Source organism: Mycobacterium sp. NPDC048908 (assembly GCF_043197955.1).
Classification (GTDB): Bacteria; Actinomycetota; Actinomycetes; order Mycobacteriales; family Mycobacteriaceae; genus Mycobacterium.
Genome location: NZ_JBICUE010000026.1, coordinates 45184 through 68998, shown reverse-complemented (window position 1 = coordinate 68998; position 23815 = coordinate 45184). Strand labels below are relative to the sequence as shown.

The 23815-nt window shown below is 66.5% G+C and carries 22 protein-coding genes, 1 tRNA gene and 2 pseudogenes; 13 read left to right on the top strand and 12 right to left on the bottom strand.

Annotation, left to right across the window (positions count from 1 at the left end):
- Positions 1-189, top strand: a pseudogene (locus ACGFK1_RS32415) (hypothetical protein); the annotation flags it as partial.
- Positions 190-383: 194 nt separating this feature from the next.
- Here the strand turns inward: ACGFK1_RS32415 and nrfD are convergent.
- Genes nrfD through selA form a run of 5 tightly spaced genes read right to left on the bottom strand, consistent with a single transcriptional unit; the run spans position 384 to position 8453 of the window.
- Positions 384-1349, bottom strand: a complete 966-nt coding sequence (gene nrfD / locus ACGFK1_RS32410; protein WP_393439728.1) for an NrfD/PsrC family molybdoenzyme membrane anchor subunit — start codon at positions 1347-1349, stop codon at positions 384-386.
- The gene (locus tag ACGFK1_RS32405) at positions 1346-2227 is read right to left on the bottom strand and encodes a 4Fe-4S dicluster domain-containing protein (protein WP_393439725.1); all 882 of its coding nucleotides are present in this window, start codon (positions 2225-2227) and stop codon (positions 1346-1348) included. Before ACGFK1_RS32405 ends, nrfD begins: the two co-directional genes overlap by 4 nt.
- On the bottom strand, positions 2224-5475 hold the full coding sequence (gene fdh / locus ACGFK1_RS32400; RefSeq protein ID WP_393439722.1) for a formate dehydrogenase: 3252 nt from the start codon (positions 5473-5475) through the stop codon (positions 2224-2226). Before fdh ends, ACGFK1_RS32405 begins: the two co-directional genes overlap by 4 nt.
- Before the next feature lie 30 nt (positions 5476-5505).
- Positions 5506-7185: a selenocysteine-specific translation elongation factor gene (gene selB / locus ACGFK1_RS32395; RefSeq protein WP_393439719.1), complete on the bottom strand. Its 1680-nt coding sequence runs from the start codon at positions 7183-7185 to the stop codon at positions 5506-5508.
- Positions 7173-8453: an L-seryl-tRNA(Sec) selenium transferase gene (gene selA / locus ACGFK1_RS32390; protein WP_393439716.1), complete on the bottom strand. Its 1281-nt coding sequence runs from the start codon at positions 8451-8453 to the stop codon at positions 7173-7175. Before selA ends, selB begins: the two co-directional genes overlap by 13 nt.
- A gap of 42 nt (positions 8454-8495) precedes the next feature.
- On the opposite strand from selA, the gene ACGFK1_RS32385 reads away from it, so the two are divergent.
- Entirely contained in the window at positions 8496-9017 is a 522-nt protein-coding gene (locus ACGFK1_RS32385) for a DUF488 family protein (RefSeq protein WP_393439713.1), read from the top strand.
- On the opposite strand, the gene ACGFK1_RS32380 is transcribed toward ACGFK1_RS32385, so the two are convergent.
- Positions 9018-9112 (bottom strand) — tRNA-Sec (locus tag ACGFK1_RS32380).
- Between the two features lie 40 nt (positions 9113-9152).
- Here ACGFK1_RS32380 and selD point away from each other — a divergent pair.
- Positions 9153-10145 (top strand): selenide, water dikinase SelD, encoded by a 993-nt coding sequence (gene selD / locus ACGFK1_RS32375; protein WP_393439710.1) that lies wholly within the window; start codon positions 9153-9155, stop codon positions 10143-10145.
- A 51-nt stretch (positions 10146-10196) separates the two neighbouring features.
- Here the strand turns inward: selD and ACGFK1_RS32370 are convergent, their stop codons facing one another.
- Positions 10197-10844 carry a rhomboid-like protein gene (locus ACGFK1_RS32370; protein ID WP_393439707.1) on the bottom strand — a complete coding sequence of 216 codons (648 nt, stop codon included), beginning with the start codon at positions 10842-10844 and terminating at the stop codon, positions 10197-10199.
- A 125-nt stretch (positions 10845-10969) separates the two neighbouring features.
- Between ACGFK1_RS32370 and ACGFK1_RS32365 the strand changes: the two genes are divergently transcribed.
- Positions 10970-11917, top strand: coding sequence for a YihY/virulence factor BrkB family protein (locus ACGFK1_RS32365; RefSeq protein WP_393439704.1), 948 nt, complete (start codon positions 10970-10972; stop codon positions 11915-11917).
- Here the strand turns inward: ACGFK1_RS32365 and ACGFK1_RS32360 are convergent.
- Positions 11914-12729: a formate/nitrite transporter family protein gene (locus ACGFK1_RS32360; protein WP_393439701.1), complete on the bottom strand. Its 816-nt coding sequence runs from the start codon at positions 12727-12729 to the stop codon at positions 11914-11916. The two genes, ACGFK1_RS32365 and ACGFK1_RS32360, sit on opposite strands and share 4 nt — an antisense overlap.
- A 231-nt stretch (positions 12730-12960) precedes the next feature.
- On the opposite strand from ACGFK1_RS32360, the gene ACGFK1_RS32355 reads away from it, so the two are divergent.
- Entirely contained in the window at positions 12961-14247 is a 1287-nt protein-coding gene (locus tag ACGFK1_RS32355) for a DEAD/DEAH box helicase (RefSeq protein ID WP_393439746.1), read from the top strand.
- A 68-nt stretch (positions 14248-14315) separates the two neighbouring features.
- Complete coding sequence (locus tag ACGFK1_RS32350) at positions 14316-14519, top strand: cold-shock protein (RefSeq protein ID WP_393439698.1); 204 nt, start codon at positions 14316-14318, stop codon at positions 14517-14519.
- Between the two features lie 59 nt (positions 14520-14578).
- Here ACGFK1_RS32350 and ACGFK1_RS32345 read toward each other — a convergent pair whose 3' ends face one another.
- The gene (locus ACGFK1_RS32345) at positions 14579-15085 is read right to left on the bottom strand and encodes a DUF5994 family protein (protein WP_393439696.1); all 507 of its coding nucleotides are present in this window, start codon (positions 15083-15085) and stop codon (positions 14579-14581) included.
- A gap of 232 nt (positions 15086-15317) precedes the next feature.
- Positions 15318-17114 carry a bifunctional serine/threonine-protein kinase/transporter substrate-binding domain-containing protein gene (locus ACGFK1_RS32340; protein ID WP_393439693.1) on the bottom strand — a complete coding sequence of 599 codons (1797 nt, stop codon included), beginning with the start codon at positions 17112-17114 and terminating at the stop codon, positions 15318-15320.
- Positions 17115-17331: 217 nt separating this feature from the next.
- Between ACGFK1_RS32340 and ACGFK1_RS32335 the strand changes: the two genes are divergently transcribed.
- A complete protein-coding gene (locus tag ACGFK1_RS32335; protein WP_393439690.1) occupies positions 17332-17919 on the top strand; it encodes a hypothetical protein in 588 nt (195 codons plus the stop codon).
- Between the two features lie 60 nt (positions 17920-17979).
- Positions 17980-18312 (top strand): DUF2237 family protein, encoded by a 333-nt coding sequence (locus ACGFK1_RS32330; protein ID WP_393439743.1) that lies wholly within the window; start codon positions 17980-17982, stop codon positions 18310-18312.
- On the opposite strand, the pseudogene map reads toward ACGFK1_RS32330, so the two are convergent.
- Positions 18312-19073, bottom strand: a pseudogene (gene map, locus ACGFK1_RS32325) (type I methionyl aminopeptidase); the annotation flags it as partial. The gene ACGFK1_RS32330 and the pseudogene map overlap by 1 nt on opposite strands.
- Before the next feature lie 49 nt (positions 19074-19122).
- Between map and ACGFK1_RS32320 the strand changes: the two are divergent.
- Entirely contained in the window at positions 19123-19389 is a 267-nt protein-coding gene (locus ACGFK1_RS32320) for a helix-turn-helix domain-containing protein (protein ID WP_393439687.1), read from the top strand.
- Here ACGFK1_RS32320 and ACGFK1_RS32315 read toward each other — a convergent pair.
- Entirely contained in the window at positions 19386-20390 is a 1005-nt protein-coding gene (locus tag ACGFK1_RS32315; protein ID WP_393439684.1) for an LLM class flavin-dependent oxidoreductase, read from the bottom strand. The genes ACGFK1_RS32320 and ACGFK1_RS32315 overlap by 4 nt on opposite strands.
- 52 nt (positions 20391-20442) lie before the next feature.
- Here ACGFK1_RS32315 and ACGFK1_RS32310 point away from each other — a divergent pair, with 52 nt between their 5' ends.
- The 4 genes from ACGFK1_RS32310 (at position 20443) to ACGFK1_RS32295 (ending at position 23801) form a co-directional block, all read left to right on the top strand.
- Entirely contained in the window at positions 20443-20946 is a 504-nt protein-coding gene (locus ACGFK1_RS32310) for an SRPBCC family protein (protein WP_393439681.1), read from the top strand.
- A gap of 7 nt (positions 20947-20953) precedes the next feature.
- Positions 20954-21742: an aminoglycoside phosphotransferase family protein gene (locus ACGFK1_RS32305; protein WP_393439678.1), complete on the top strand. Its 789-nt coding sequence runs from the start codon at positions 20954-20956 to the stop codon at positions 21740-21742.
- A gap of 152 nt (positions 21743-21894) precedes the next feature.
- Complete coding sequence (locus ACGFK1_RS32300) at positions 21895-22827, top strand: cyclopropane mycolic acid synthase family methyltransferase (RefSeq protein WP_393439740.1); 933 nt, start codon at positions 21895-21897, stop codon at positions 22825-22827.
- 89 nt (positions 22828-22916) lie between these two features.
- Entirely contained in the window at positions 22917-23801 is an 885-nt protein-coding gene (locus ACGFK1_RS32295; RefSeq protein ID WP_393439675.1) for a cyclopropane mycolic acid synthase family methyltransferase, read from the top strand.
- Positions 23802-23815 lie beyond the last annotated feature (14 nt).

Below are 23815 nucleotides of genomic sequence, written 5' to 3'. Positions count from 1 at the left end.
CGGGCATCACCCTCACCGGCCCCGCCGATCAGCTCATCGTCACCGACAGCGACGGCCACCCACAGACCTCCGCCTCACTGGCCCGTCCACCCACCCGATGTTCCGCCATGGACCGGGCCCATCGGTGAACGCGCCGACTGGTGGTGGTACGACCCCTACCAGCCCGAATCGCCACCCAATACCAACTGAGCCACCAAAACCCCTCAAGCCCACGGGTATTCAGCTGCCCACCTCGCAGCGACAAAGTCGCCGGCAGCGACACTGTCGCCCAGAGGTGGGCAATTCCAACAATGACTGGCAGCTGCGCTTAACGGATCAACTGCCTAGCGCACCGCCGCCGCACAACGCACGATGATGTGCCCGGCTCCCAGTGAAAGTGTCGCTCACTGGTGGGCAGACTGCCGATCCCCACGGGCCGGCTGGCCGGCCGCAAGCCGTTCCCGTTGCGGCACAACCACATACTTCGGGTCGCGGGTCGACTCAACGCCCGCCTCGAACACCCCGAATCGCTGTAATGCACTACCGGCCAGCAACGCCACTCCGGACGCGACCGCCATCGACCGGTTTCGGCTCACCACCGCGCCGAGCGCTCCTCCGACCGTCAGATACTCCGACCACTTTCGCAACCAGTGTGCCTTGCCGGTCGTGTACGCCTCGGCCGACAGTCCCAACCGCTTCTCGAGCAGCCGTGACGCCGCCACTTCCAGCCCGGCTCCCGCCACCGCCATTCGCCGCGCCGGGCCGGACTCGCCGTACGGCGCGACCACCATTCCCCAGCCGCCCCCGCTGGCCGCCGCCGAGCCAGTGAACACGAACGGCAGATACGGATGCGCCTCACGCCAAGCCGGAACCGCCGTCTGCGACAACAGAACTGCCGTATACGACGCCACCCCCGGCGCCGTCGCCGCCGCCCAAACGCCGGCAGGCCTGGCCAGCCACCACACCAACCGGCCCAGCCACGTACGCCGCAGCCGACTCGGCATCAACTCCGCGACGCCGGCCAATCCCGCTCCCGGACCGTACGCCGACAGGATCCACGTCCCCATGCTCATCGGCGAACTCGGCTTCGCCACCCGCAGCATGTGATGGAACCGCTCGGGCCGACCGAGATCGGCCACCAGGAAATACAAGCTCGCCAGGATGCTGATCAACGCGCCCACCCGCGAACCGCGCCGCAGCGCAGGCCGGCCCGACACGTCCGCCCCCGCTGCCAACAGTGCCGACCCCGCCGACAGCCCACCGAAGAACAAGTACGCCGCGATCATCCAGTTCCACACCGGAGGCTTCAATATCGGTCGCCCGTAGTACGACCGGAACTCCGCCTTCGGCACCGCCAATTGTTCCTTCATCGGGACCCCATGAACGCCGAAACCGCTAACCCTACCAACGCTGACGCGGCCATCCCGGCGTACTTCCACATCGCAGCGGCATCCCGCGTCGGCACCACCGGGTCCGGCGGAAGCCCGTACACCTCTGGCTCGTCCAACAACAAGAAGAACGCACCGTCGCCGCCGACGCCGTCGTTCGGGTCATGCCCGTACAGCCGCGCTTCCGTCACGCCGCGCGCGTGCAACTCCTCCACCCGCAACGCCGCACGCTCACGTAATTCGTCGAGCGGTCCGAATTGGATCGAATCCGTGGGACACGCCTTTGCGCACGCCGGCTCGAGACCGTCGTGCAGCCGGTCATAGCACAACGTGCACTTCCACGCCCGGCCGTCACCCTCGCGCCGTTCGATCACGCCGTACGGGCAGCCCGACACGCAATAACCGCAGCCGTTGCAGATATCTTGTTGCACAACGACTGTGCCGAATTCGGTCCGGAACAGCGCGCCCGTCGGGCACACATCCAAGCAACCCGCGTGCGTGCAGTGCTTGCAGACGTCGCTGCTCATCAACCAGCGGAAGTCGGTGCGCGTCTCCGCGCCCGACGCATCACCGGGTCGCGAGAAGTCCGGCATGCCGAGGTCCACCCGCTCGGGCTGTTCGACGAACGCCACATGTCGCCACGAGTTCGCGCCGAGCATCCCGGTGTTGTCGAACGACATGCCCAGCAGATCGAACCCGTCGTCGGGCACCCCGTTCCATTCCTTACACGCCACCTCGCATGCCTTGCACCCGATGCACACCGACGTGTCGGTGAAGAAACCGACCCGTTCGGGGTGCTCGGAATAGCCGGCGTTACCCGCGGGGTCTGCCAGCGGGCCATAGAAGCTGTTGTCGCTCATGGCGTTTCCTCGGTGTGTTCGGTGGAGAGTCCGGTGGTGTCCAGGTCGGTTCCCGTCTCAACCGTGATTCCGGCCCGCTCCCGGTACGACGCGATGTACTGCAGTAGCGCGGGACCACGCGGCCGCCGCCCCGGTCGGATATCACACGTCGCGACCTTGCTCTCCTGAATGAACACGTTCGGGTCGACGACGACGCCCAGCAGATCGTTGACAACGTCGCCGTCGATCAGACCGACGTTGCCCCAGTGGTACGGCATCCAAATCTGATGCACCACATGATCTTCAATGCGCAACGGTCGCATCCGGTCGGTCACGAACACGCGCGCGTCCACCGCGGTGCGGCTGGTGATCACGTGCGCCCAGTCCATGTGCGACAGCCCGCGCTCGGCCGCCAACTCCGGTGACACCTCGACGAACAGCGCAGGCTGCAACTCCGATAGGTACGGCAGTTGCCTGCTCATCCCGCCCGCGGTGTGGTGTTCGGTGAGCCTCGCCGCGGTGAACACGAACGGGAACACCTCGCCATGCGGCTCCGGTGGCGACGGGTTCGACGGATTGTCCGCCCGCCCGTACACCTTGCGCGCCGGGTTGCCCTGCTGCTTGTAAAGCGCATTGCGAACCGGTGATTCGTGCGGTTCGTAATGGGTCGGCAGCGGGCCGTCGAGCACGCCGGCCGGCGCGAACAGCCACGCCTTGCCGTCGGCCTGCATGATGAACGCGTCGTCGCCGCGCAGCGCCTCCACACCGACCGCATCCGGATCAGGCTGGTAGTCCGGTGGCTTGGTCGTCTCGAAGTCGGGCACGTCGTCGCCGGTCCACTCCCCCCTAGCAGCGTCCCACCAGATGAGTTTCTTGCGCTCGCTCCACGGCTTGCCCTGCGGATCGGCCGACGCGCGGTTGTACAGCACGCGGCGGTTCATCGGCCAGACCCAGCCCCACTCGGCGTCGTCGTTCGGTTTGCGCCGCGCCGACTGGTTCACGTCGTCCTTGTAAACCCCGCTGTAGATCCAACATCCGCACATCGTGGAGCCGTCGGCCTTCAGCGAACGGTAGTCATCGACGGCCCTTCCCGTGGTCAGGTCGACGCCGCTGATGCGCCGCAGCACGTCCTCACCCGACGGCTCGTCGCCCTCCATCTGGTAGTCCCAGGAGAGATCGAGCAGCGGACGGTCACGCTCGTCGGTCGAGTCGGCCAGCTTCTCCCTCAAGATCCGGCCGAGGTGATAGAAGAACCACAACTCCGAGCGCGCGTCGCCCGGCGGTTCGACGGCCTTCTCACGCCACTGCAGCTTGCGCTGTGTCTGCGTGAATGTGCCCGCCTTCTCGACGTGCGACGCCGCAGGGAACAGGAACACCTCGGTCCGACAGGTCTCCGGCGACATCTCCCCGGTCTCGACCTCCGGACCGTCCTTCCAGAACGTCGCGCTCTCGATCTCGACGAGGTCGCGCACGACGAGCCAGTCCAAGTTGGCCATGCCCATCCGTTGCAACCGGCCGTGCGCCGACCCGACAGCGGGGTTCTGGCCGAGCAGGAAGTAGCCGAACACCTTGCCGTCGACCATGTCCATCACAGTCCGATAGGTGCCGTGGTCGCCGTTGATCCGCGGAAGGTAGTCGAAGCAGTAGTCGTTGTCGGCGGTGGCGTGCTCCCCCCAATACTCCTTGAGCAGCGAGACCATGTAGGTATCTGCGTTGTGCCAGAAGCCTTTCTGGTTGCTGCCGATGATGTCGTCGAGGTAGCCCGCCAGCGTCTCCTGACCCGCGTGCGGCATCGCCAGATAGCCGGGCAGCAGGTTGAACAGGGTCGGCACGTCGGTCGAACCCTGGATGCTGGCGTGGCCGCGCAGCGCGAACACGCCGCCGCCCGGCCTGCCGATGTTGCCGAGCAGCAACTGGATGATCGCCCCCGCGCGGATGAACTGCACGCCCACCGAGTGCTGCGTCCAGCCGACGCTGTAGACCAGCGCCGCGGTCCGTTCGCGGCCGGAATTCGCCACCCACGCCTTCGCGATCTCCAGGAACTGTTCGGCAGGTATACCGGACACCCGCTCGACCATCTCCGGTGTGTAGCGCGCGTAGTGCCGCTTGAGGATCTGATAGACGCAGCGGGGGTGCTGCAAAGTCGGGTCCGACGGAATGCGTTGCGCCGCACCTTCTATCGGGGCTCCACCGGAGCCGTGTTGATCGGGTGCGGCGTGCTCCTTGGCACCCGATCCGCCGTATTCGGCGTCGGTCTGTTCGTACTGCCACGTGTCCGGGTCGTAGGCGGCCGACTCGTCGTCGTAGCCGGAGAACAACCCCTCGAGGTCTTCGGTGTCGCGGAACCGCTCGTCGACGAGGAACGACGCGTTCGTGTAGGCGGTGACGTACTCGCGGAAGTCCAGCTCGTTGGACAGGATGTAGTTGATCACCCCACCGAGGAACGCGATGTCACTGCCCACGCGCAGCGTCACATGGCGGTCGGCGACCGCGCTGGTGCGGGTGAACCTCGGGTCGATGTGCACCACCTGCGCGCCGCGCGCCTTGGCCTCCATCACCCACTGGAAACCGACCGGATGAGCCTCGGCCATGTTCGAGCCCATGATGACGATGAAGTCGGAGTTCGCGAGGTCTTGCTGATAGCCCGTCGCCCCGCCGCGACCGAAGGAGGCTCCCAGACCGGGAACCGTGGCGCTGTGTCAAATACGGGCTTGGTTCTCGATCTGTAGTGCGCCCAGCGCGGTGAACAGCTTCTTGATCAGATAGTTCTCTTCGTTGTCCAGCGTCGCGCCGCCCAGGCTCGCGATGCCCATGGTGCGGCGCAGTGTGTTGCGGTCCTTGTCGAACTGCTGCCAGCCCTTCTCGCGGGCGTCGAGCACTCGGTCGGCGACCATCTCCATCGCCCGGTCCAGGTCGATCTCTTGCCACTCGGTGGCGTACGGCGGGCGGTACCGCACCTTGGTCAGCCGCTGCGGGCCGGTGACGAGCTGCTTGCTTGCAGAACCCTTGGGACACAAGCGGCCCCGGGAGATCGGGCTGTCGGGGTTGCCCTCGATCTGGACGACCTTCAGGTCCTTGACGTACACCTTCTGCGCGCAGCCCACCGCACAGAACGGGCACACCGAGTGCGCCACGTGGTCCGCCTCGGCGGTGCGCGGCGTCAACGTGAGGGAGCGTTCGGATTGGGCGGCCTTGCCGCGGCCAAGCCGGTCGCCGCCGGTGATCTGCCGGTACACCGGCCACGACTCGAACAAACCCTTGAGGTCCATGACGTCCTTCCTTGCCCGCCTACCCCACGATCAAACCATCGTTCGTGTGCTGTTGTTGTTTCGCCTCGTGATCCGCCGCGCGTCAAGCTGTTCCAGCAACGGCACCGCGACCCGTCGGCTGGTGCTCAGCGCGCGTTTGGCTTCGGCGACGGTGAACGGTTGCGGCAACGACCTCAACGCGTCGGCCGCACGTTCCAGTGCGTCGCGGCCGAGCACGACGCCGTCCGCGATCCGGGTGAGCCGCCCGACGCGCACCGCCGCCGCCAACTCTTGCGGGCCCAGCTTCAGCTCCTTGAGTTCGTCAGCCTCCGGCGCGCGAAACGGTTCGGCGGCCAGCCACTCCTCGAGGGTGCGAAGCGCCTTGTCGACGCGCGGCGGCAGACCGGAATCCGGTGCCCGCACGCGGCCGTCGGCCACCACCAACCCGGTGCCGTCGAGAAGGTGCGCGATGAGTTCGCTCGACGGCAACTCGGCCTGCTGCCGGACCGTCTCCAGCGGCATGCCCGCCGCGACGTCGTGCTCGGCTACCCATCGTTTCACCGCCGTCGTCGCCTGCTGACGACGCTCGGCCCACCACTGCGGGTCCACGATCCAATCGCCGACTTGCTGCCCGGACGCTTCAAAACCCATGGCGCGCAACTCGTCTGCTCGTGCGCATACCGGTGGCTTGGCGCGGCCGGCCGCCAATTCGGCGGCCCGGTCCCTGGCAGCGCCCCTGCGGCGCAGCGGCGGTGGACGCACGTCGAGCACCTCGATGCCCGCCGCGATGCGATGTTCGCCCGGGTCGCGCAGCAGCCCGATATCGCCAACACGCAACGGGAGCGGACGCGCCAACCGCAACCGCGCTGCCGCCTGCCCGAGCGGACGCACGATCGCAGGCACCGCCGCCGACCCGATGTGCAGCACCAGTTCCCGGTGCAGTTCGCCCGCCGCACGCAGCGCGACGTCCAGTTCGGCGGTGTCGACCCATGCGCCGGGCGTGCGTAACGTGTCGCCGCGGCCGATGTGGTGACGGTCCACCCCGCGGAGGTTCACCGCGACCCGCGCGACTGCACCCACCTCGGCCTCGTCGCGGCCCAACGACTGCAGCCCCCGCACGGTCACCCGTCGGCCCGAGTGCTCCAGCTCGTCGCCGACCCGGACGGTGCCCGCCGCGAGGGTCCCCGTGACGACCGTGCCGGCCCCTCGGATCGTGAACGATCGGTCCACCCACAGCCGCACATCTCCGCCGCGGTCGGGCACAGGAAGCCGGTCGATCAACGAAATCAATTGCGCCCGAACCTGATCCAGGTCGGTGCCGAGGACCACGGGTGCGTCGGGCAGCCGTTCCCGCACCTGCCCGACGGCGGGGCCGGGGTCGGCCAGATCGGCCTTACTGATCACCACCAGCACGTGCTGGACGCCCAACGCCCGCACCGCGGCGAGGTGTTCTTCGGACTGCGGCATCCATCCCTCGGTGGCAGCGACGACGAACATCACCGCAGGTACCGGACCGACGCCTGCCAGCATGTTGGCCACGAAGCGTTCGTGTCCCGGCACGTCGACGAACGCGATCGGTCTGCCGTCGATCGCGGTCCACGCGAAGCCAAGGTCGATGGTCAGGCCGCGGCGCTGTTCTTCCGCGAGCCGGTCAGGCCACATGCCGGTGAGCCGCTGCACCAGCGTCGACTTGCCGTGGTCGACGTGGCCCGCGGTCGCTATGACATACACGCCCGCACCGCCAGGATCAGTCGCTCGTCGTCGGCGGCGTCAACCGTGCGCAGGTCCAGCAGGCACCGCCCGGCTTCCAGGCGACCGACCACGGCGGGGCTGCCCGTGCGCAGCGGCGCGGCATACGTCTCCGGCAGGCTGACCGCGGCGCTGGGCAACTCGACATCGGGTGCGCCGCCGCCGCCGACCGCCGCGACGCAGTCGACGGCACTCGCGTCGGGAAGTTGGGCGGCAAGGCGGTCGGCGCGCCGACGCAATTCGGTCACGTCGGCGGCGAGGGCCTGCGCGACCGGCGGCGGCGGGCCGACAAGCGTCGCCTCGAGGGCCGCGAGCGTCAGCTTGTCGACGCGCAGCGCCCTGGCCGCCGGGTGCCGCCGAAGCCGCTCGATCAACTCGGCCGCGCCGAACAGCAGACCGGCTTGCGGGCCGCCGAGCAGTTTGTCGCCGCTGGCGGTGACGAGGTCGGCGCCGTCGCGCAGCGCTGTGGTGGCGTCGGGTTCGTCGGGTAGCAGCGGATGCGGGGTGAGCAGGCCCGAGCCGATGTCGACGACGAGCGGGGCGTCCAGCGGGGCGAGTTCGGCGATGCCGACGGTCGAGGTGAAGCCGCTGATGTGGTAGTTCGACGGGTGAACCTTGAGCACGAAACCGGTGTCGGGCCCGATGGCGTCGGTGTAGTCGCGCAGATGGGTGCGGTTGGTGGTGCCGACCTCGCGGATCCGCGACCCCGTGGAGGCCATCAGTTCGGGCAGCCGGAAACCGTCGCCGATCTCGATCAGCTCACCGCGGCTGACCACGATCTCCTTGCCCACGGCCAGCGTCATCGCGGTGAGCAGCAGCGCCGCGGCGTTGTTGTTGACGACGTGCACGCCGGCTGCGATCGGCACGGCCCGGGCCAAAGCGGCCAGTGCACCCCGGCCCCGGCGGGCCCGGCGCCCGGTTCCCAGGTCGAACTCGACGTCGGTGGCGCCGCTGGCGGTCACCACCGCATCGACCGCCGCTTGCGAAAGGGGCGCACGGCCGAGGTTGGTGTGCACCACGACACCCGTCGCGTTGATCACCGGCCGCAGGCTCGCCGCACCCGCGGGCAATGCGGCGACGGCGTGGTCGGCAACCTGCTCCGGTTCGATCTCACCGGCACGGGCTCGCTGTTGTGCTTGGGCGACAACAATTTTCACCAGTGCGCGGCCGAGCGTCCGTTCCGCCTCAACGAGCCGGGGATCGGCGAGCAACACATCGGTGCGCGGCACGCGCCGACGGCGGTCGTCCATCACACCGTTCTACTCGTCGCCGCCGCGGGGTATACCGATGGGGTGCTGACTTCGGTGGGGCACGGCGCTCTGGACAGAACCGCGCTGGTCAAGCTGCTGCGCGAGGCCGGCGTCGAGGTGCTGGTGGACATCCGCCGCTACCCGAACAGCAGACACAACCCCGACGTGGAAACGGGCGCGATTGCCGAGTGGGCCGCCGAAGCCGGGCTGACCTACCGCTGGGAGCCCAGGCTGGGTGGGCGGCGGACATTGCCCGCAGGCGCACAGCCCGAGGACACCTGGTGGCGGGTCCGCCAGTTCGCCGCCTATGCCGCATACACGCGGACCGCACCGTTCGCCGAGGCGTTGGCGGAGTTGGTGGCGCAGTCGCGGCGGCAGCACACCGCGATGATGTGCAGTGAAGCGGTGTGGTGGCGCTGTCATCGGCGCATCGTGGCCGACGTGGCGGTGCTGACGTGTGCGCTGCCGGTGTGTCACCTGATGCACGACGGCCGACTCGTCGCCCACACGGCGTCCGAAGGCGCAAGGAGGCGGGCCGACGGCGAGGTCGTCTGGTTGGCGTGATGGCGGAGGCGGACGGGAATCGAACCCGCCAGCGACAGGACCTGCCGCTCAGCGATTTTGAAGACCGTGCCGGTCACCAGACCGGATACGCCTCCCTGATCACCCCGACATCATTGCAGGCAGCACACTAAGGGCATGACTTACCGGTTGACTCAGTACGCGCACGGCGGTGGCTGCGCCTGCAAAATCCCACCAGGGGAACTCGAAGACGTGGTCAGCGGGCTGTCGAAGGCCCAGCCGCGGGAGCCGTTCGGCGAGCTGCTGGTCGGATTGGACGATGGCGACGACGCGGCCGCGGTGCGCATCGACGGCGACCGCGCGCTGATCGCAACGACCGATTTCTTCACCCCCGTCGTCGACGACGCCTACGACTGGGGACGGATCGCCGCGACCAACGCCCTGTCCGATGTGTATGCGATGGGTGGGCGCCCGGTGGTGGCGGTCAACCTGCTGGGCTGGCCGCGCGACGTGCTGCCGTTCGAACTCGCGGCCGAGGCACTGCGCGGGGGGCTCGACGTGTGCAACGAAGCAGGCTGTCATCTGGCGGGCGGGCACAGCGTCGACGACCCGGAACCCAAGTACGGGCTGGCGGTGACCGGCATCGCGGATCCGAATCGGCTGCTGCGCAACGACTCAGGCAAGCCGGGCACACCGCTTTCGCTGACCAAACCGCTTGGCGTCGGCGTGCTCAACAGCAGGCTCAAGGTAACCGGCGAGGTATGTGCGCAAGCCATCGCGGTGATGACCACGTTGAACGCCGAGGCATCGCGGGCGGCGTTGGCTGCCGGCGTCGAATGTGCCACAGATGTAACGGGTTTCGGGCTGCTGGGCCATCTGCACAAGCTGGCCCGCGCCAGCGGCGTCACTGCAGTGGTCGACTCGACCGCGGTGCCCTACATCGACGGTGCCCGAGAGGCCCTGAAGGAGGGCTACGTCAGCGGCGGCACTCGGCGCAACCTGGAATGGGTGCGCCCGCATGTGGACCTGTCGGATATCGGTGAGGACGAGGCGCTCCTATTGGCCGATGCGCAGACCTCCGGTGGATTGTTGGTCGCCGGTGAGATTCCCGGCGCGCCGGTGATCGGCGAACTCGTTCCCCGAGGTGAACACACGATCGTGGTGTGTTAGAGACGCGGGCCGTGTTGCGCCCAGATCTTCTAGATACGACGTGCCCAGCTCTCAGCGATTCTGTCGCTGGCGGCGACTCTGTCGCCCAGAGTCGGGCATTCCGAGAAGTGGTCCTCCGGGGTAGGCAAGTCGCTTGCGGTCGGGCGCCAACGGAATGGCCGCCAGGCCAACGACGAACGCGGTCAAGTGCCCGACCTCCGTGAACGTCGGTCTGAGCGCCGCATTGCCAGTCAGGGCGGCGACGGTAGTCGCCTGACACCGTAGCCGCCAAGGCGTCCGCAGGTACCCGGACAGCGCGCCCGCCACCCCGAACACGAAGTAGCTCACCCCGACGTCGCGGGCGGCGACCAACCGCCGCGGCGCCCGGCCGAGTCCGATCATCAGCCGCAGATAACCCTGGCCGGCGTAGGTGCCGACGGTATGTGCTGTCAGACCGACGAAAAGCCAACGCCACCAACCTAACCGGCGTTCGGAAGGCGCAACGATGCCGGCGAACACCGGCAGGTACGGCCACCACTTGCGGTCGTCGAGCCAAAACAGGCTGGTCGCCAGCACCCGACCCGGTTCGGTCCGCAGCCGGTGCAGGTTGGTGGAATGCTCGCGCTGCAGCCGACGGGACCCCCCGCGACCGGCCGACCGCTGCACGCGCGTGGTGATGAACAGCACGACGAGCCACGCCAACGTCAGCGGAGTCTTCATCGTGCGTCCCATTCTGCCGGTGAACGATGCAACCGACGAGCGTACGCAGCGGTCGCCCTGGTTGACCGCCCGCTGCAGTGGGTATCACCGGTTCATTCTGGTACGGCTGGCATCGAGGTGAAGTGATGGTCCGCTGGCTGGATCGCCTACAGCAGCACAGTCGCGCGGTCGGCTTCGCCATTGCCGTGCTCTACAAATATCTCGACGATCAGGGCGGCTACCTCGCCGCCCTGATCACCTACTACGCCTTCGTCTCGTTGTTCCCCCTACTGCTGCTGTCGACCACCACATTGGGCGTCATCCTCGTCGGCCACCCGGAGTTACAGCACCAGCTGCTCAGTTCGGCGCTGCGCCAGTTCCCCGTCATCGGCGACCAGTTACAGGAACCGGAGGCGCTCAGCGGCGGCGTCGGCGCCGTTGTCGTCGGCATCGCGGGAGCGCTGTACGGAGGGCTGGGGGTGGGCCAAGCGATCCAGAACGCGATGGACTCGGTGTGGGCCGTGCCGCGCCACAAACGGCCCGATCCGATCCGGTCGCGGCTGCGGAGTCTGCTGATGTTGGTGGTGCTCGGCTCGGCGGCGATTGCCGCAACCGCGATTTCGTCGATCGGCCATGTGACCGACTCCTTCGGCATAGTCGGCACCGCGGGGCTCGTCGTCATTGCGGTGGTCATCAACGCCGCAATTTGCATGGTGCTGTTCAAGGTCACCACGGCCCGCCGTCTCGGCTGGACGCAAGTGCTGCCCGGCGCACTGGCCGCCGCGGTGATCTGGCAGCTGCTGCAATGGTTCGGCGCAGGCTACGTCTCGCATACGGTGAAGACCGCGAGCGCGACCAACAGCGTGTTCGCATTGGTGCTCGGCATGCTCGCCTTCCTGTTCCTGGTGTCGGTGACGTTGGTGGTGTGCGCCGAAGTCAACGTGGTGCGGGTGGACCGGTTGCATCCGCGCGCCTTGCTGACACAATTCACGGACAACGTCGAGTTGACGCGCGCCGATCGCAAGACCTACGCGCGACGCGCAAAAGCCGAGCGCGCCAAGGAATCTCAGCACGTGCGGGTGACCTTCGACTAGTTCTCGGCGGCGACCCGCTCCTGCTCGAGGCGATCCTTACTCCGCAGCAGGCGCAGCAGCGTCACCAGTACCAGCCCGCCGACCATGTTTCCGACCACGGTGTAGCCGAACCATGCCAGCCAGTCCAGATAGCCGAACGGCGCGTCGCCGGTGACCAGCGCGCCGAAGATCAACAGCGAGTCGAGCACCGAGTGGAACAGCTGCAGCCCGGCCAGCAGGAAGGCCGCGGCGATGGCCGCCGCGATCTTGCCGATCACCGCGTCGGTGCCGTGTTGCATCCGGGTCATCAACGTGATGACCATCCCGCCCAGCACCGCCAGCACGACGTTCTGCACCGTCATCGGTGCGGTCGCGAAGTGCCCCGCTGACTCCACGACCTGCCCGTGCAACTGCGGGAACGCGATCATGATCAGCCACATCAGCACCCATCCGCCTGCGAGGTTCGCGAGCAGCGTGCCCGCCCACAGCTTGAGCATCTGCCGGAAGCTGGCGCGCTTGGCGACCACCGTGGTGACGGGCACCAGGAAGCCTTCGGTGAACAGCTCGCTACGGCCCAACATCAACGCCAGGAATCCGATCGAGAACGCGAGCCCGGCGAGCAACGGGTCGTGGGTGGCCCGCAGTACGGACAGATACGCCAACACCCCCATCGCCACCTCGGTGCCGCCGAAGAAGCCGGTCACCAACACCTCTCGCCACGTGCGGTGCAGGCGCTGCGTGCCTTCGTCGATCATGCGGCCGAATGCTTTTTCCAGCGCGTCTTCAATGGGGCTGTCCGACGTCCCTAGCTGGCGCTGGTTGGTGTCACTCACAACGAATTCCTGACGATCGACGATGATGGTCGCTGGTGTACCCGCACGTGCACCGGTCAAAGCGTTGCCCACCACCTGATATGCTGGTGTCAACGTCGGCTGTTCGACTAGATGGCTGATGCGTCGTGAAACGCTTCTTCTCCCCCGCGCTCGTTAGCGCGATTCGTAACGCGGCGATCGATTTTGCCCACCGGTAATCTCGCCACTTTGTGCTGACCGAAAGACTGAAAAATTAGTACTCACAACACCTTTGCCGAACTCGGCGTGCCCGAAGCACTGATCGGCGCGCTCGCTGAGCAAGGCATCACCGAACCATTCCCGATACAAATCCAGACGCTGCCCGACACTCTCGCCGGGCGTGACGTGCTTGGCAGGGGCAAGACCGGCAGCGGTAAGACGCTCGCCTTCTCGATTCCTTTGGTCAGCAGGCTTGCCGGCCAGAAGCGACGTTCGTCACAGCCGTCGGGCTTGGTTCTCGCACCGACCCGCGAACTGGCCAGCCAGATCACCGCGACACTCGAACCGCTGGCCGCGGCCCATCACCTGCGGGTGACCACCATTTTCGGCGGTGTGCCGCAGGGCAGGCAGGTAGCGGCGTTGAAGGCGGGCGTCGACATCGTGGTGGCCTGTCCCGGCCGGCTCGAGGACCTGATGAAGCAACGCTTGATCAGCCTCGAATCGGTCCAGATCACCGTCATCGACGAAGCCGACCACATGGCCGATCTCGGCTTCCTCCCCGGCGTGACGCGCATTCTGGCGGCGACGCCCCGCGGCGGCCAGCGACTGTTGTTCTCCGCCACCCTGGACAACGGTGTCGACAAACTCGTGAAGCGATTCCTGCGTGACGAGGTGTTGCATTCCGTCGACAGCGCTACCGCTGCGGTACCCGCGATGACGCACCACGTGTTCCATGTCGCCGGGGTGCAGGCGAAAAAGGAGTTGGTGCACCGGTTGGCCTCGGGTACCGAACGCCGAATCCTGTTCATGCGCACCAAACATCAGGCGCGCAAGCTCGCCAAGCAGCTCACCGATTCCGGCGTGCCCGCAGTTGACTTGCACGGCAACCTTTCTCAGCCGGCACGAGATCGCAACCTCGCCGCGTTCTCCACGGGTGACGTCCGCGTCCTGGTGGCCACGGACATCGCCGCGCGCGGCGTGCACGTCGACGGAATCGAATTGGTCGTGCACATCGACCCGCCCGCCGAGCACAAGGCTTATCTGCACCGGTCCGGCCGGACGGCGCGGGCAGGAAACTCCGGCGATGTCGTGACCGTCGTGCTGCCCGAGCAACGCCGCGAGACGCAGGCCCTACTGCGCCGTGCCGGCATCCGCGTCACCCCCCAAGAGGTGACCGCCGAATCGGCCGCCGTGGACGCCGTGGCCGGTGACCGCGCGCCCTACCGCGCCCCCGCGCCGCAGGCCGTGTCCGCCGCGCGCCCCGCGCAACCCCGCCAGTCGGGGCCGACGCGCCGCCGACGGGGCCGTGGCGCCCGAAGTTCACAACGCAGCGCCGTATGAGCGTGCCCTGCTACCGTGATGCGCGGATGTTTTAGGTACATCCGCATTGAAATGAGAGAAGTAAGTAAATGGCACAGGGAACTGTGAAGTGGTTCAACGGCGACAAGGGCTTCGGCTTCATCACGCCTGACGACGGCGCGAAGGATGTCTTCGTGCACTTTTCCGAGATCCAGGGCAGCGGCTTCCGCACCCTCGAGGAAAACCAGCGTGTCCAATTCGAGGTCGAGCAGGGAGCCAAAGGCCCCCAGGCGGTCCGCGTCTCCGCCGTGTGAGCGACCAAGACCTGACGGTGGGCTGGTACGGATAACCCCGTGCCAGCCCATTGCCGTTTCTAAACTTGTTGAGACGGAACGACGTCGGCGCGCATACGCGTTGTCCAGGAAGCGCTTTCGAGTTGCGCCGCATGCATGACGCACTCGGCGATCTGGAAAAGTTCGGTAGCACGTTCGGTGCTCGAGAACGGCTTCGCGGCCGCGCATCGCATCACCATGACGCCGAGCGGCTGCGATGTCATATGCGGCACCACAAGCAGATTCGCACAGCCACGCCGACCCTCGACCACCATCAGGCGTTGACGTCCCGGATGACCGACGCGGGCCGTCCGCGGACCGGAAACACTCTCGTAGAGTTCCCGCGGACCCTGCATGGCGGACCAGTTGACGCAGATGTCGACGATTTCGCCGAGCGGTTTGTGCAACGCACCGATGAGCGGGGGCAGTTCATCTGCCAGCGACGCCGTATACGGCCACCACGCCCCATCGATGTCAGCGCCCAACTGCTGCGCGAGCGCCAGCCTGATGGGACGGGCCAACCGTCGCGTCCCGGTCAAGCCGTTCATGCCGACGGCGGCGTATCAGCAGTCGAATCGTTTCGAGGTCGGTCCGAGAAAACGGGAACTTGCACCGGTTCGTCGGAACCGGAGGCATTCGAAATAGGTTCGGGTATATGGGGATGCGAGAACAAATCTGAGGATTCCATAGCCAGGTCCTTAACCAAAGTGGGTTCGGCCCGCAGGCTTTTCAGTGTCGGGCGAACAGCGGCCTGCCATCCAATCTACACGTGGGCGTCGGTCAGCGAACCGCCTCGTTGATCATCGGTGACGTGATCATGCCCTTCTCCACACCCCACATCGTTGCGATCGTCCGATACTCGCCCGTTTCGATCAGGTGCTGCAATGCCCGCTTCAGCGCTTCGGCGAGCCCTGAATCCTTGGCCACCGGCCAGCCGTACGGTGCGGTGTCGAAGATTTCACCCGCCGGCTCGAGCACGCCGCCCGACGTCTTGACCGCGAAGCCCGTCGCGGGCGAATCCGCCGACATCGCGTCGACTTCCCCGGCGATCAAGGCTGAATTCAAGTCGTCCTGGCTGACGTAGACCACCTTCTCGATCGCCGCGCTGCCCGCCTCCGTGCAAACCTGACTCTTCGACGGGATCTCCTCGGTCTCCTGGATCGTCGCGTATTGCACGCCGATCCGAAGGCCGCACGCATTGCTCGGGTCCACCCCGGCGCCGACCTTCTGCGCCCACAATGTGCCCGCCTGGAAGTAGGTGACGAAATCCGCGGATCTTTCGCGATCCTTCGTGTCGGTGAACGACGACATCCCGACGTTGAAATCGCCGGCGCGGATGGACGGAATGATGGCTTCGAAGCCCGTCTCGCGATAGTCGGGCGTCAACCCCAACGTCTTGGCGACCGCGTTCATCAGGTCCACGTCGAAGCCGACGATCTGACCCATCGAGTCCTTGAATTCATTTGGCGAGTAGGGGACGTTGACGCCGATCACCAACCGGCCTGTCGACTTGATCGCGTCGGGCACCATCGCCGCGATCTCCGGCACCGCACCGGATACCGGTGTCGGAGTCGCCGAACTCTCCGCAACGCCGGCGGGCCGGGCGTCACCGCCGCGCGAACCGGTCCACTGCCGCACCCCGAACGTGGCCAGCGCGGCGACCAACACCACCGCGGCGGCGATCACCAACACGCGTCGCGACATGCCTCCCGCCGACCGTTGTTTGGAATGCCTGCCCGAGCGTCCGGACGACCGCACCGGCGTCTCCAACGCGCGCCGCGTCGCCGCCGCCAACTCGCCCGCGGTCTGATACCGCTTCTCCGGCTTCTTGGCCATCCCCTTGGCGATCACGCCGTCGAACGCCGACAACGCGGGGTCGAGTGCCGACGGCTTCGGCGGCGGCGACACCATGTGACCCTTGATCTGCTGCTCGTAGCTCTCGGCGGGATACGGCCGCGCGCCGGTGATGCACTCGTACAGCACACACGTCAGCGCGTAGATGTCCGAGCGCGGATCGATCTGGGCGCCCTCGAACCGCTCCGGTGCCATGTAAGCCAGCGTGCCGAGCGTGTTGCCCGCCGTGGTCAGACCCTTCTCCCCCGCCGTGCGGGCCAGCCCGAAGTCGATCAGGTACACGAACTCGCGGTCGGTGATCAGGATGTTCGACGGTTTGACGTCGCGGTGGATCAGGCCGGCCCCGTGCGCGGCATCCAGCGCCGTCGCCACCTGCTCGACGACGTTGACCGCGAACGCCGCACCGAGCGGTTCACCCTCGGCGTCCTCGAGCATGGTCCCGAGGTTGCGGCCCTCGATCAGCCGCATGTCCAGATAGAGCCTGCCGTCGATCTCGCCGTAACCGTGGATCGGCACCACGTGCGGGTCGTTCAACCCTGCCGCGGCCTGCGATTCGCGGCGAAACCGCTGCTGAAACGTGGCGTCTTCGGCCAGGTGATGTGGGAGTACCTTGAGCGCGACAATCCGGTCGGTCTTGGTGTCATAGGCCCGGTAGACCTCTCCCATACCGCCCCGGCCGATCAGCTGTTGCAACTGATAGTGCCCGAATGGTGTCGCATCCACCGCTTACTCCTAGGCAGCGGCTGTCCCCGCTGTGCCGTTTGAAGCTACATCACGTTTGCCAGAAAGTCGTGGCGCTCGTCATATACAGGCCAATTCGAAGTTAGTCAACGCTAAGATCAAAACGTCCACGTCTCACAGGGGCGGCGCGGGTCGGGTTTGAGTTTCCCAGTCTGGTCTATCCACACCTCGGTGCGCGACTGACCGAGGAGGGTGTGTCATGCAGTGGCTGACAGTGGCATGGTGGCGGTGGCGCCTCGCTCAAGCTCGCGGCCGCAATCCTCTGGTTCGCTCCTCTGATCGCGTCGAGGTCGCTGTGCTGGCCGTGGCCGTGGTCGCGTTGCTGGCCGTCATTCCCTTCGCAGGCGCGGTCGGCACAGCCGTACACGATGAACACGCCAAGATGTACGCCGCGCAGAAGCTCGACCGGCACCGGGTCGCCGGCGCCGCGACCGCCGACAGCAAGCCCGACCCGCGCGGTGTCCCCGCGCGGGTGCACGCCCGCTGGCAGGCGGGAGATGTCGAGAACGCCGGTTTGGTCACCCACCGCACTCCCGTGAAAGACGGTTCGCCCGTTGACATCTGGGTCGACAACGACGGCCGACAGGTCAGCCCGCCCGCCCAGCCCTGGCAGGCAGGCGCCGACGCCATCGTGGCTGCGGTCGGACTCTGGTTGGCTGCGGCTGGCGCAGTCGCGCTGGCGGTCGCGCTGGTGCGCGGCGGCTTGCGGCACGCGCGCTACAACGCGTGGAATCGCGACATCGCCGTCCTCGTCCACGAGGACGGCAGGACCGGTCGCCAACGGTAATCGGGCCCAGTGGAGCGAAGTGTGCTCGGGGAGCCGCTCGAGCCGTGCGGCACAGAGCCGATGACCGGGTTCTACCGCGACGGCTGCTGCTCGACGGGTCCGGAGGACATCGGCAGGCACACGATCTGCGCCGTGGTGACGGCGGAGTTCCTGGAACACCAGCGGTCGATCGGCAACGACCTTTCGACGCCGCGACCCGAGTTCCGCTTTCCCGGCCTTCTGCCCGGTGACCGTTGGTGCGTCACCGCGGCCAATTGGCTGCGCGCATATCAGGCGGGATGCGCCGCTCCGGTGGTGCTCGCCTGCACCCACGAGCGCACGCTGGATGTGGTGCCGTTGGACGCCCTTCGGGAGCATGCCGTCGACGTGCCCGACGATCTCGGTGACCTCTGAGCCGTGAGGATGCGCGGGCCGGCGTCCGTGATCGCGATGGTGTGCTCGGAGTGCGCCGTGTTCGATCCGTCCGCCGAGCGCAGCGTCCACCCGTCGGCGTCCATCACCAAGCGATTGCTGCCCCGCGCCCACCACGGCTCGAGCGCGAGCGTCATGCCGGGCCGCAGCAGCAATCCACGACCCCGCCGCCCCGCATTGGGGACGTGGGGATCCTCGTGCATGGTGCGGCCCAGGCCATGCCCGCCGAATTCCGTGTTGACCCGATACCCCGCCTCGGCGGCGACTTCCCCGATCGCCGCGGAGATGTCACCGAGTCGACCGCCCGGCACCGCCGCCGCGACGGCTGCGTCCAAGGCTCGTTGCGTCGATTCGACCAGCGCTTCATCGGCTTCGTCGGCCGCCTCTCCGACGATGACCGTCACCGCGGAATCGGCCACCCAGCCGTCGATCGACACCGCGAAGTCCAGACTCAACACATCGCCGTCGCGCAACACGTGATCCCGCGGAAGGCCGTGCAGCACAGCATCATTGACCGACAAGCAGACGACGTTACGGAATGGCCCGCGACCGAACGACGGTGCGTAATCCCAGTAACACGACTGCGCACCGCGCGCAGCGACCAGGTCTCGCGCGTGATGCTCGAGCTGCAGCAGATTCACCCCGGGCTGCGCCTCGGCCGACAGCGTCTCCAGCGTCTGCGCGACGAATTCACCCGTCACCGCCATCTTGTCGATCTCTGCGGCGGTCTTGAGTTCGATCATGTTCCACGTCCGTCCGGCATCGGTATTTTTATACCGCTATGCTAACCGCATGGTGCGTGTTCCACTGAGCCCCGAGCAGGTGCGAGCCGGGCAACGCCTTGGCGCGCTGTTGCGGACGGCGCGGGCCGGTCGCGACCCCGAAACGGTCGCGCGCACCGCGGGCATCTCCCCCGAGACACTGCGCAAGATCGAGGTCGGACGGCTGCCGAGCCCGAGCTTCGGCACCGTGGTCGGACTGTGCACCGCCCTCGGCCTGCCCCTGCAGGATGCCGTCGACGCCTGGCACGGGACCTCCGACCGACGGATGGCCATCTAGCCGACGGCAGCCAGCAACCGCTGCAAAGTGGCGAGATGTGACTCGTAGTCCCCCTCGATCTTCGCCAGCAGCGTGGTGATCCCCGCTTCCCGGTACATGTCGAGTCGCTGCTCGATGCCGTTTTGGGTGCCGACGAGATTCGTCAGCCGACCCAGGTCGAGCGGCACCGCCCGCCGCGCCTCGTCCCGCTCGCCCTTCTGCCACAACTCGGCGACCCTGGCGATCTCGTGGCCATAGCCAAGCCGCGTGAACGCATCGTTGTAGAAGTTGCGGCCCTTGGCGCCCATCGCGCCGATCGTGAACGCGTAGCCCTCGGCATGCCTGCGCGCTGCGGCTTCGGCGGACCCCTCGTCGTCGTGGAACTCCACCGCCACCGGCGCCACCAGATCGAGGTCCGCCAATGTGCGGCCCGCCTCCTGCGCGCCCTCGCGCAGCGGACCGAGGAACACCTCCGCCGCTTCAGGGATGAACGCATTGCCCAGCCAGCCGTCGGCCATCTCGCCGGTCAGCCGCAGATTGCGCGGGCCCATCGCGGCCACGTACACCGGCACGTGCCTCGGCCGGATCTGCGGTCTCAGCGCGGCGCCGCTGCTGTCGGGCAGCGGCAGCGGGTAGATCTCGCCGGGATGCTCCAGCCGCTCACCCCGGCTGATGATCCGGACGATCTCGATGGTCTCCCTGGTGGTCTCGACCGGCTTGCGGAACCGAACGCCGTGCCAACCCTCCATCACCCGCGGCCCCGAGGTGCCGATGCCGAGCAAGAACCGGCCGTCCGACAACTCCTGCAGGCTCAGTGCCGACGTCGCGAGCATCGCGGGACTGCGTGAACCCAGTTGCACCACAAAGGTTCCCAGCTTGATCGTCGATGTCTTGGCGGCGACATACGCGAGCCCGGTCAGCGCGTCATAGCCCCACACCTCCGGCGTCCACAACGAGTCGACACCGAGCCGCTCCGCGGCCACCGCGAACTCCATTGCGCCCGGCAACCTGGGCTCGATCATCGCGCCGACCTTCACCGGGTGCCTCGCTTTCCGACCGTGGCATGCTGCATCCGTGCGTTACCGTGATCAACCCACCATAGAAGTGACGCAGCGCGTGCGGTGCGATCAAGCGACGGCGTGGAGACACGTCACCGACATCACGCTGTCGCAGCGGTGCTCGAACGAACTGCAGTCCACCGAATGGCTGGACGGCGCCGATCACGTCGAGGTCGGCGCCCGGTTCCGCGGCCGCAACCAGCACGACGCGTTCGGCGACTGGGAGACGGTGTGCGAGGTCATCGAGGTCGACGACCAAAGGCGCTGGGTCTGGAACGTCATCGGTCCCGAAGGTGTCAGCGCCACATGGGGTTTCGAGGTGGAACCCACCAGCGACGGCGTGCTGATCCGGCAGTGGGGCCGGATGGGCCCAGGACCGTCGGGGTTGACCCCGGGCATCGCCGCGCAACCGGACAAGGAAGCCAGAATCATCTCCAGGCGGCTCGCCGAATGGCAACACAACATGCAGGCCAATCTCGAGTGGATCCGGTCGCAAGTCGAGGAGCAGACCGGTCAGTAGGCACTCGGTGACCAACCTGTTGGCGCAGTGGCAGCTGCGCGATGACGGGGAACCGATCAGCGGGTTCGGCGCGGTGGTGCTGCCCGTGCGGACGTCCGAGGGAGTACCAGCGGTCCTGAAGATCACCGAACCCGGCGGGCAGTCCGAGCACGAACACCTGGTGCTGCGGCGATGGGGCGGCGCGGGCGCGGTCCGGCTGCTGCGGGCGGATCCGCGACGGCACGCGCTCCTGCTGGAGCGGCTGCGCCCGGACAGCCTCGCTACGCTGCCCGACGTCGACGCATGCGAGGTCGTGGCCGGCCTCTACCGTCGGCTTCATGTTGCGGCGCTCCCCCAACTACCTACCCTTACTTCGCTTCTCGACCTCTGGCGCGCCGAGTTCCAAGGCTTACCGCGCAACGCGCCCCTCCCGCACCGACTCGTCGAGCAGGCCGCCGCCCTAAGCCGCGACCTGGCCGAGCATCCGGCCGATACCGTCGTTCATGGCAACCTTCACTACGCCAACGTGCTCGCCGCCGACCGCGAACCGTGGCTGGCGATCGCGCCGCGGCCGGTCAACGGAGATCCGCACTACGAACTCGCGCCGATGCTGTGGCACCGTTGGGACGAGCTGGCGGGCGGCGTCCGCGACCGGGTGCGGCGGCGTTTCCACACCCTGGTCGACGCCGCCGGGTTCGACGAGGACAGGGCCCGCGCGTGGGTGATCGTGCGAGCCGTCCACCAGGCCGCACGCGAACTGGCCAACACCGGCGAGGTGACGAAATATGTTGCCCTGGCAAAAGCCGTACAGAACTAAGGACAGTTTGCTCGTCAACACGAATTTCGACCGACTTCGGTTGGGTGCCAACGATCTTGAAGAGCTGGCGTAATCTCGGCACAGGTGTTGAAGCAGCTGACACTGAATCAAACGCCCGCTTTGACCGCCGGACAGGATGCACAGTGGCAGATATTTCGAATGAAACCCAGGTCAGGACGGCCCCGAAGGCCGAGTCCAAGTGGCTGTCCAAGTCAGCGGGACAGACCCGCGGCTCGGACAAGGACGAAGTCCAGTTCCACTACGACATCTCCAACGACTTCTTCAAGCTGTGGCAGGACCCGACGCAGACCTATAGCTGTGCGTACTTCGAGCGCGACGACATGACGCTCGAACAGGCACAGATGGCCAAAGTCGATCTCGCGCTCGGCAAACTCGGCCTTCAGCCGGGAATGACGTTGCTCGACATCGGCTGCGGGTGGGGCTCGACGATCATGCGGGCGGTCGAGAAGTACGACGTCAACGTCATCGGCTTGACCCTGTCCGAAAACCAGAAAAGGCATATCGAGGACCATTGGTTCGCGAACTCCACGAGCAAACGCAAAATGGAGGTCCGGCTGCAGCCGTGGGAGGAATTCGACGGGCGGGTCGATCGGATCGTCTCGATCGGCGCCTTCGAGCACTTCGGCTTCAACAAGTACGACGACTATTTCAAGAACACGTATAGCTGGTTGCCCGATGACGGGGTGATGTTGCTACACACCATCATCATCCCGGAGGACGAGGAGATCAAAGCCAAGGGTCTTCCGCTGACTATGTCGAACGTGCGCTTCATCAAGTTCATCATGGACGAGATCTACCCGGGTGGTCGGCTGCCGCTGGCGTCGATGGTCAAGAGTCATGCGGTCAAGGCCGGATACACCGTGACACGTGAACAACACCTTCAGCCGCACTACGCGCGGACCCTCGACACGTGGGCGGCGAATCTCGAGTCGAAAAAGGACGAGGCCATCGCAATCACGTCCGAACAGATTTACGAGCGCTTCATGAAGTACCTGACCGGCTGCGCGGACCTGTTCCGCAATGGCTACACCGACGTTTGCCAGTTCACGTGCGAGAAGGGTTGATTAGGCCGTAAAACGAAACTTGGGGTAGAACAATGGGGTCGAGCCGTCAACGATCGCTGAGCGATCTATCCGGAGGAGATCGAGAACAGGTGGCCAACAGCAGCACGAGCTCAACGCCATTGCGTCCGCGTTTCGAGGATATCCAAGCACATTACGACCTGTCCGACGATTTCTTCGGAACCTTCCAGGACCCCTCGCGGACTTACAGTTGTGCGTATTTCGTGCGCGACGATATGTCGCTTGAAGAGGCGCAGTTGGCCAAGATCGATCTCGCGCTGGACAAACTCGATCTGCAACCCGGAATGACGCTTCTGGACGTCGGGTGCGGTTGGGGTTCGGTGATGAAACGCGCCGTCGAGAAGTACGACGTCAACGTGATCGGGTTGACGCTGAGCAAGAACCAATGCGTCTACTGCAAGCACCTTCTCGACGAGATGGCTTCGGAGCGCTCGCGGAACGTCTTCCTGCAGGGCTGGGAGGAGTTCAGTGGATCCGTCGACCGCATCGTGAGCATCGAGGCCTTCGAGGCCTTTCCCAAGGACAGGTACGCGGCCTTCTTCGAGACCTGTTTCCGCAGTCTGCCCTCCGGTGGCCGGATGGTGCTGCAGACCATCCTGGGGCATCCGCTGAAGCGCTGGCCCGACATGGGTATTCCGATCACGATGTCGGATCTGAAGTTCATGCGCTTCATCGCCAAGGAGATCTTCCCGGGCGGCGCCATCCCGTGTGACGAGGACATCGCCGAATACTCCAGCGCCGCAGGGTTTTCGCTGGAGGACACGCAGTACTTGAACGAGCACTACGTGCGGACGCTTGACACCTGGGCGGCCAACCTGCAAGCCGCGCACGACGATGCGGTCGCGGCCACCTCCGAAGAGGTCTTCCAGCGCTACATGCGCTACCTCACCGGATGCTCGGACTTCTTCAACCGTGGCATCAGCGAGTTGGGACAGTTCACGCTGACGAAGGCGTGACCTTCTCGGTGGTG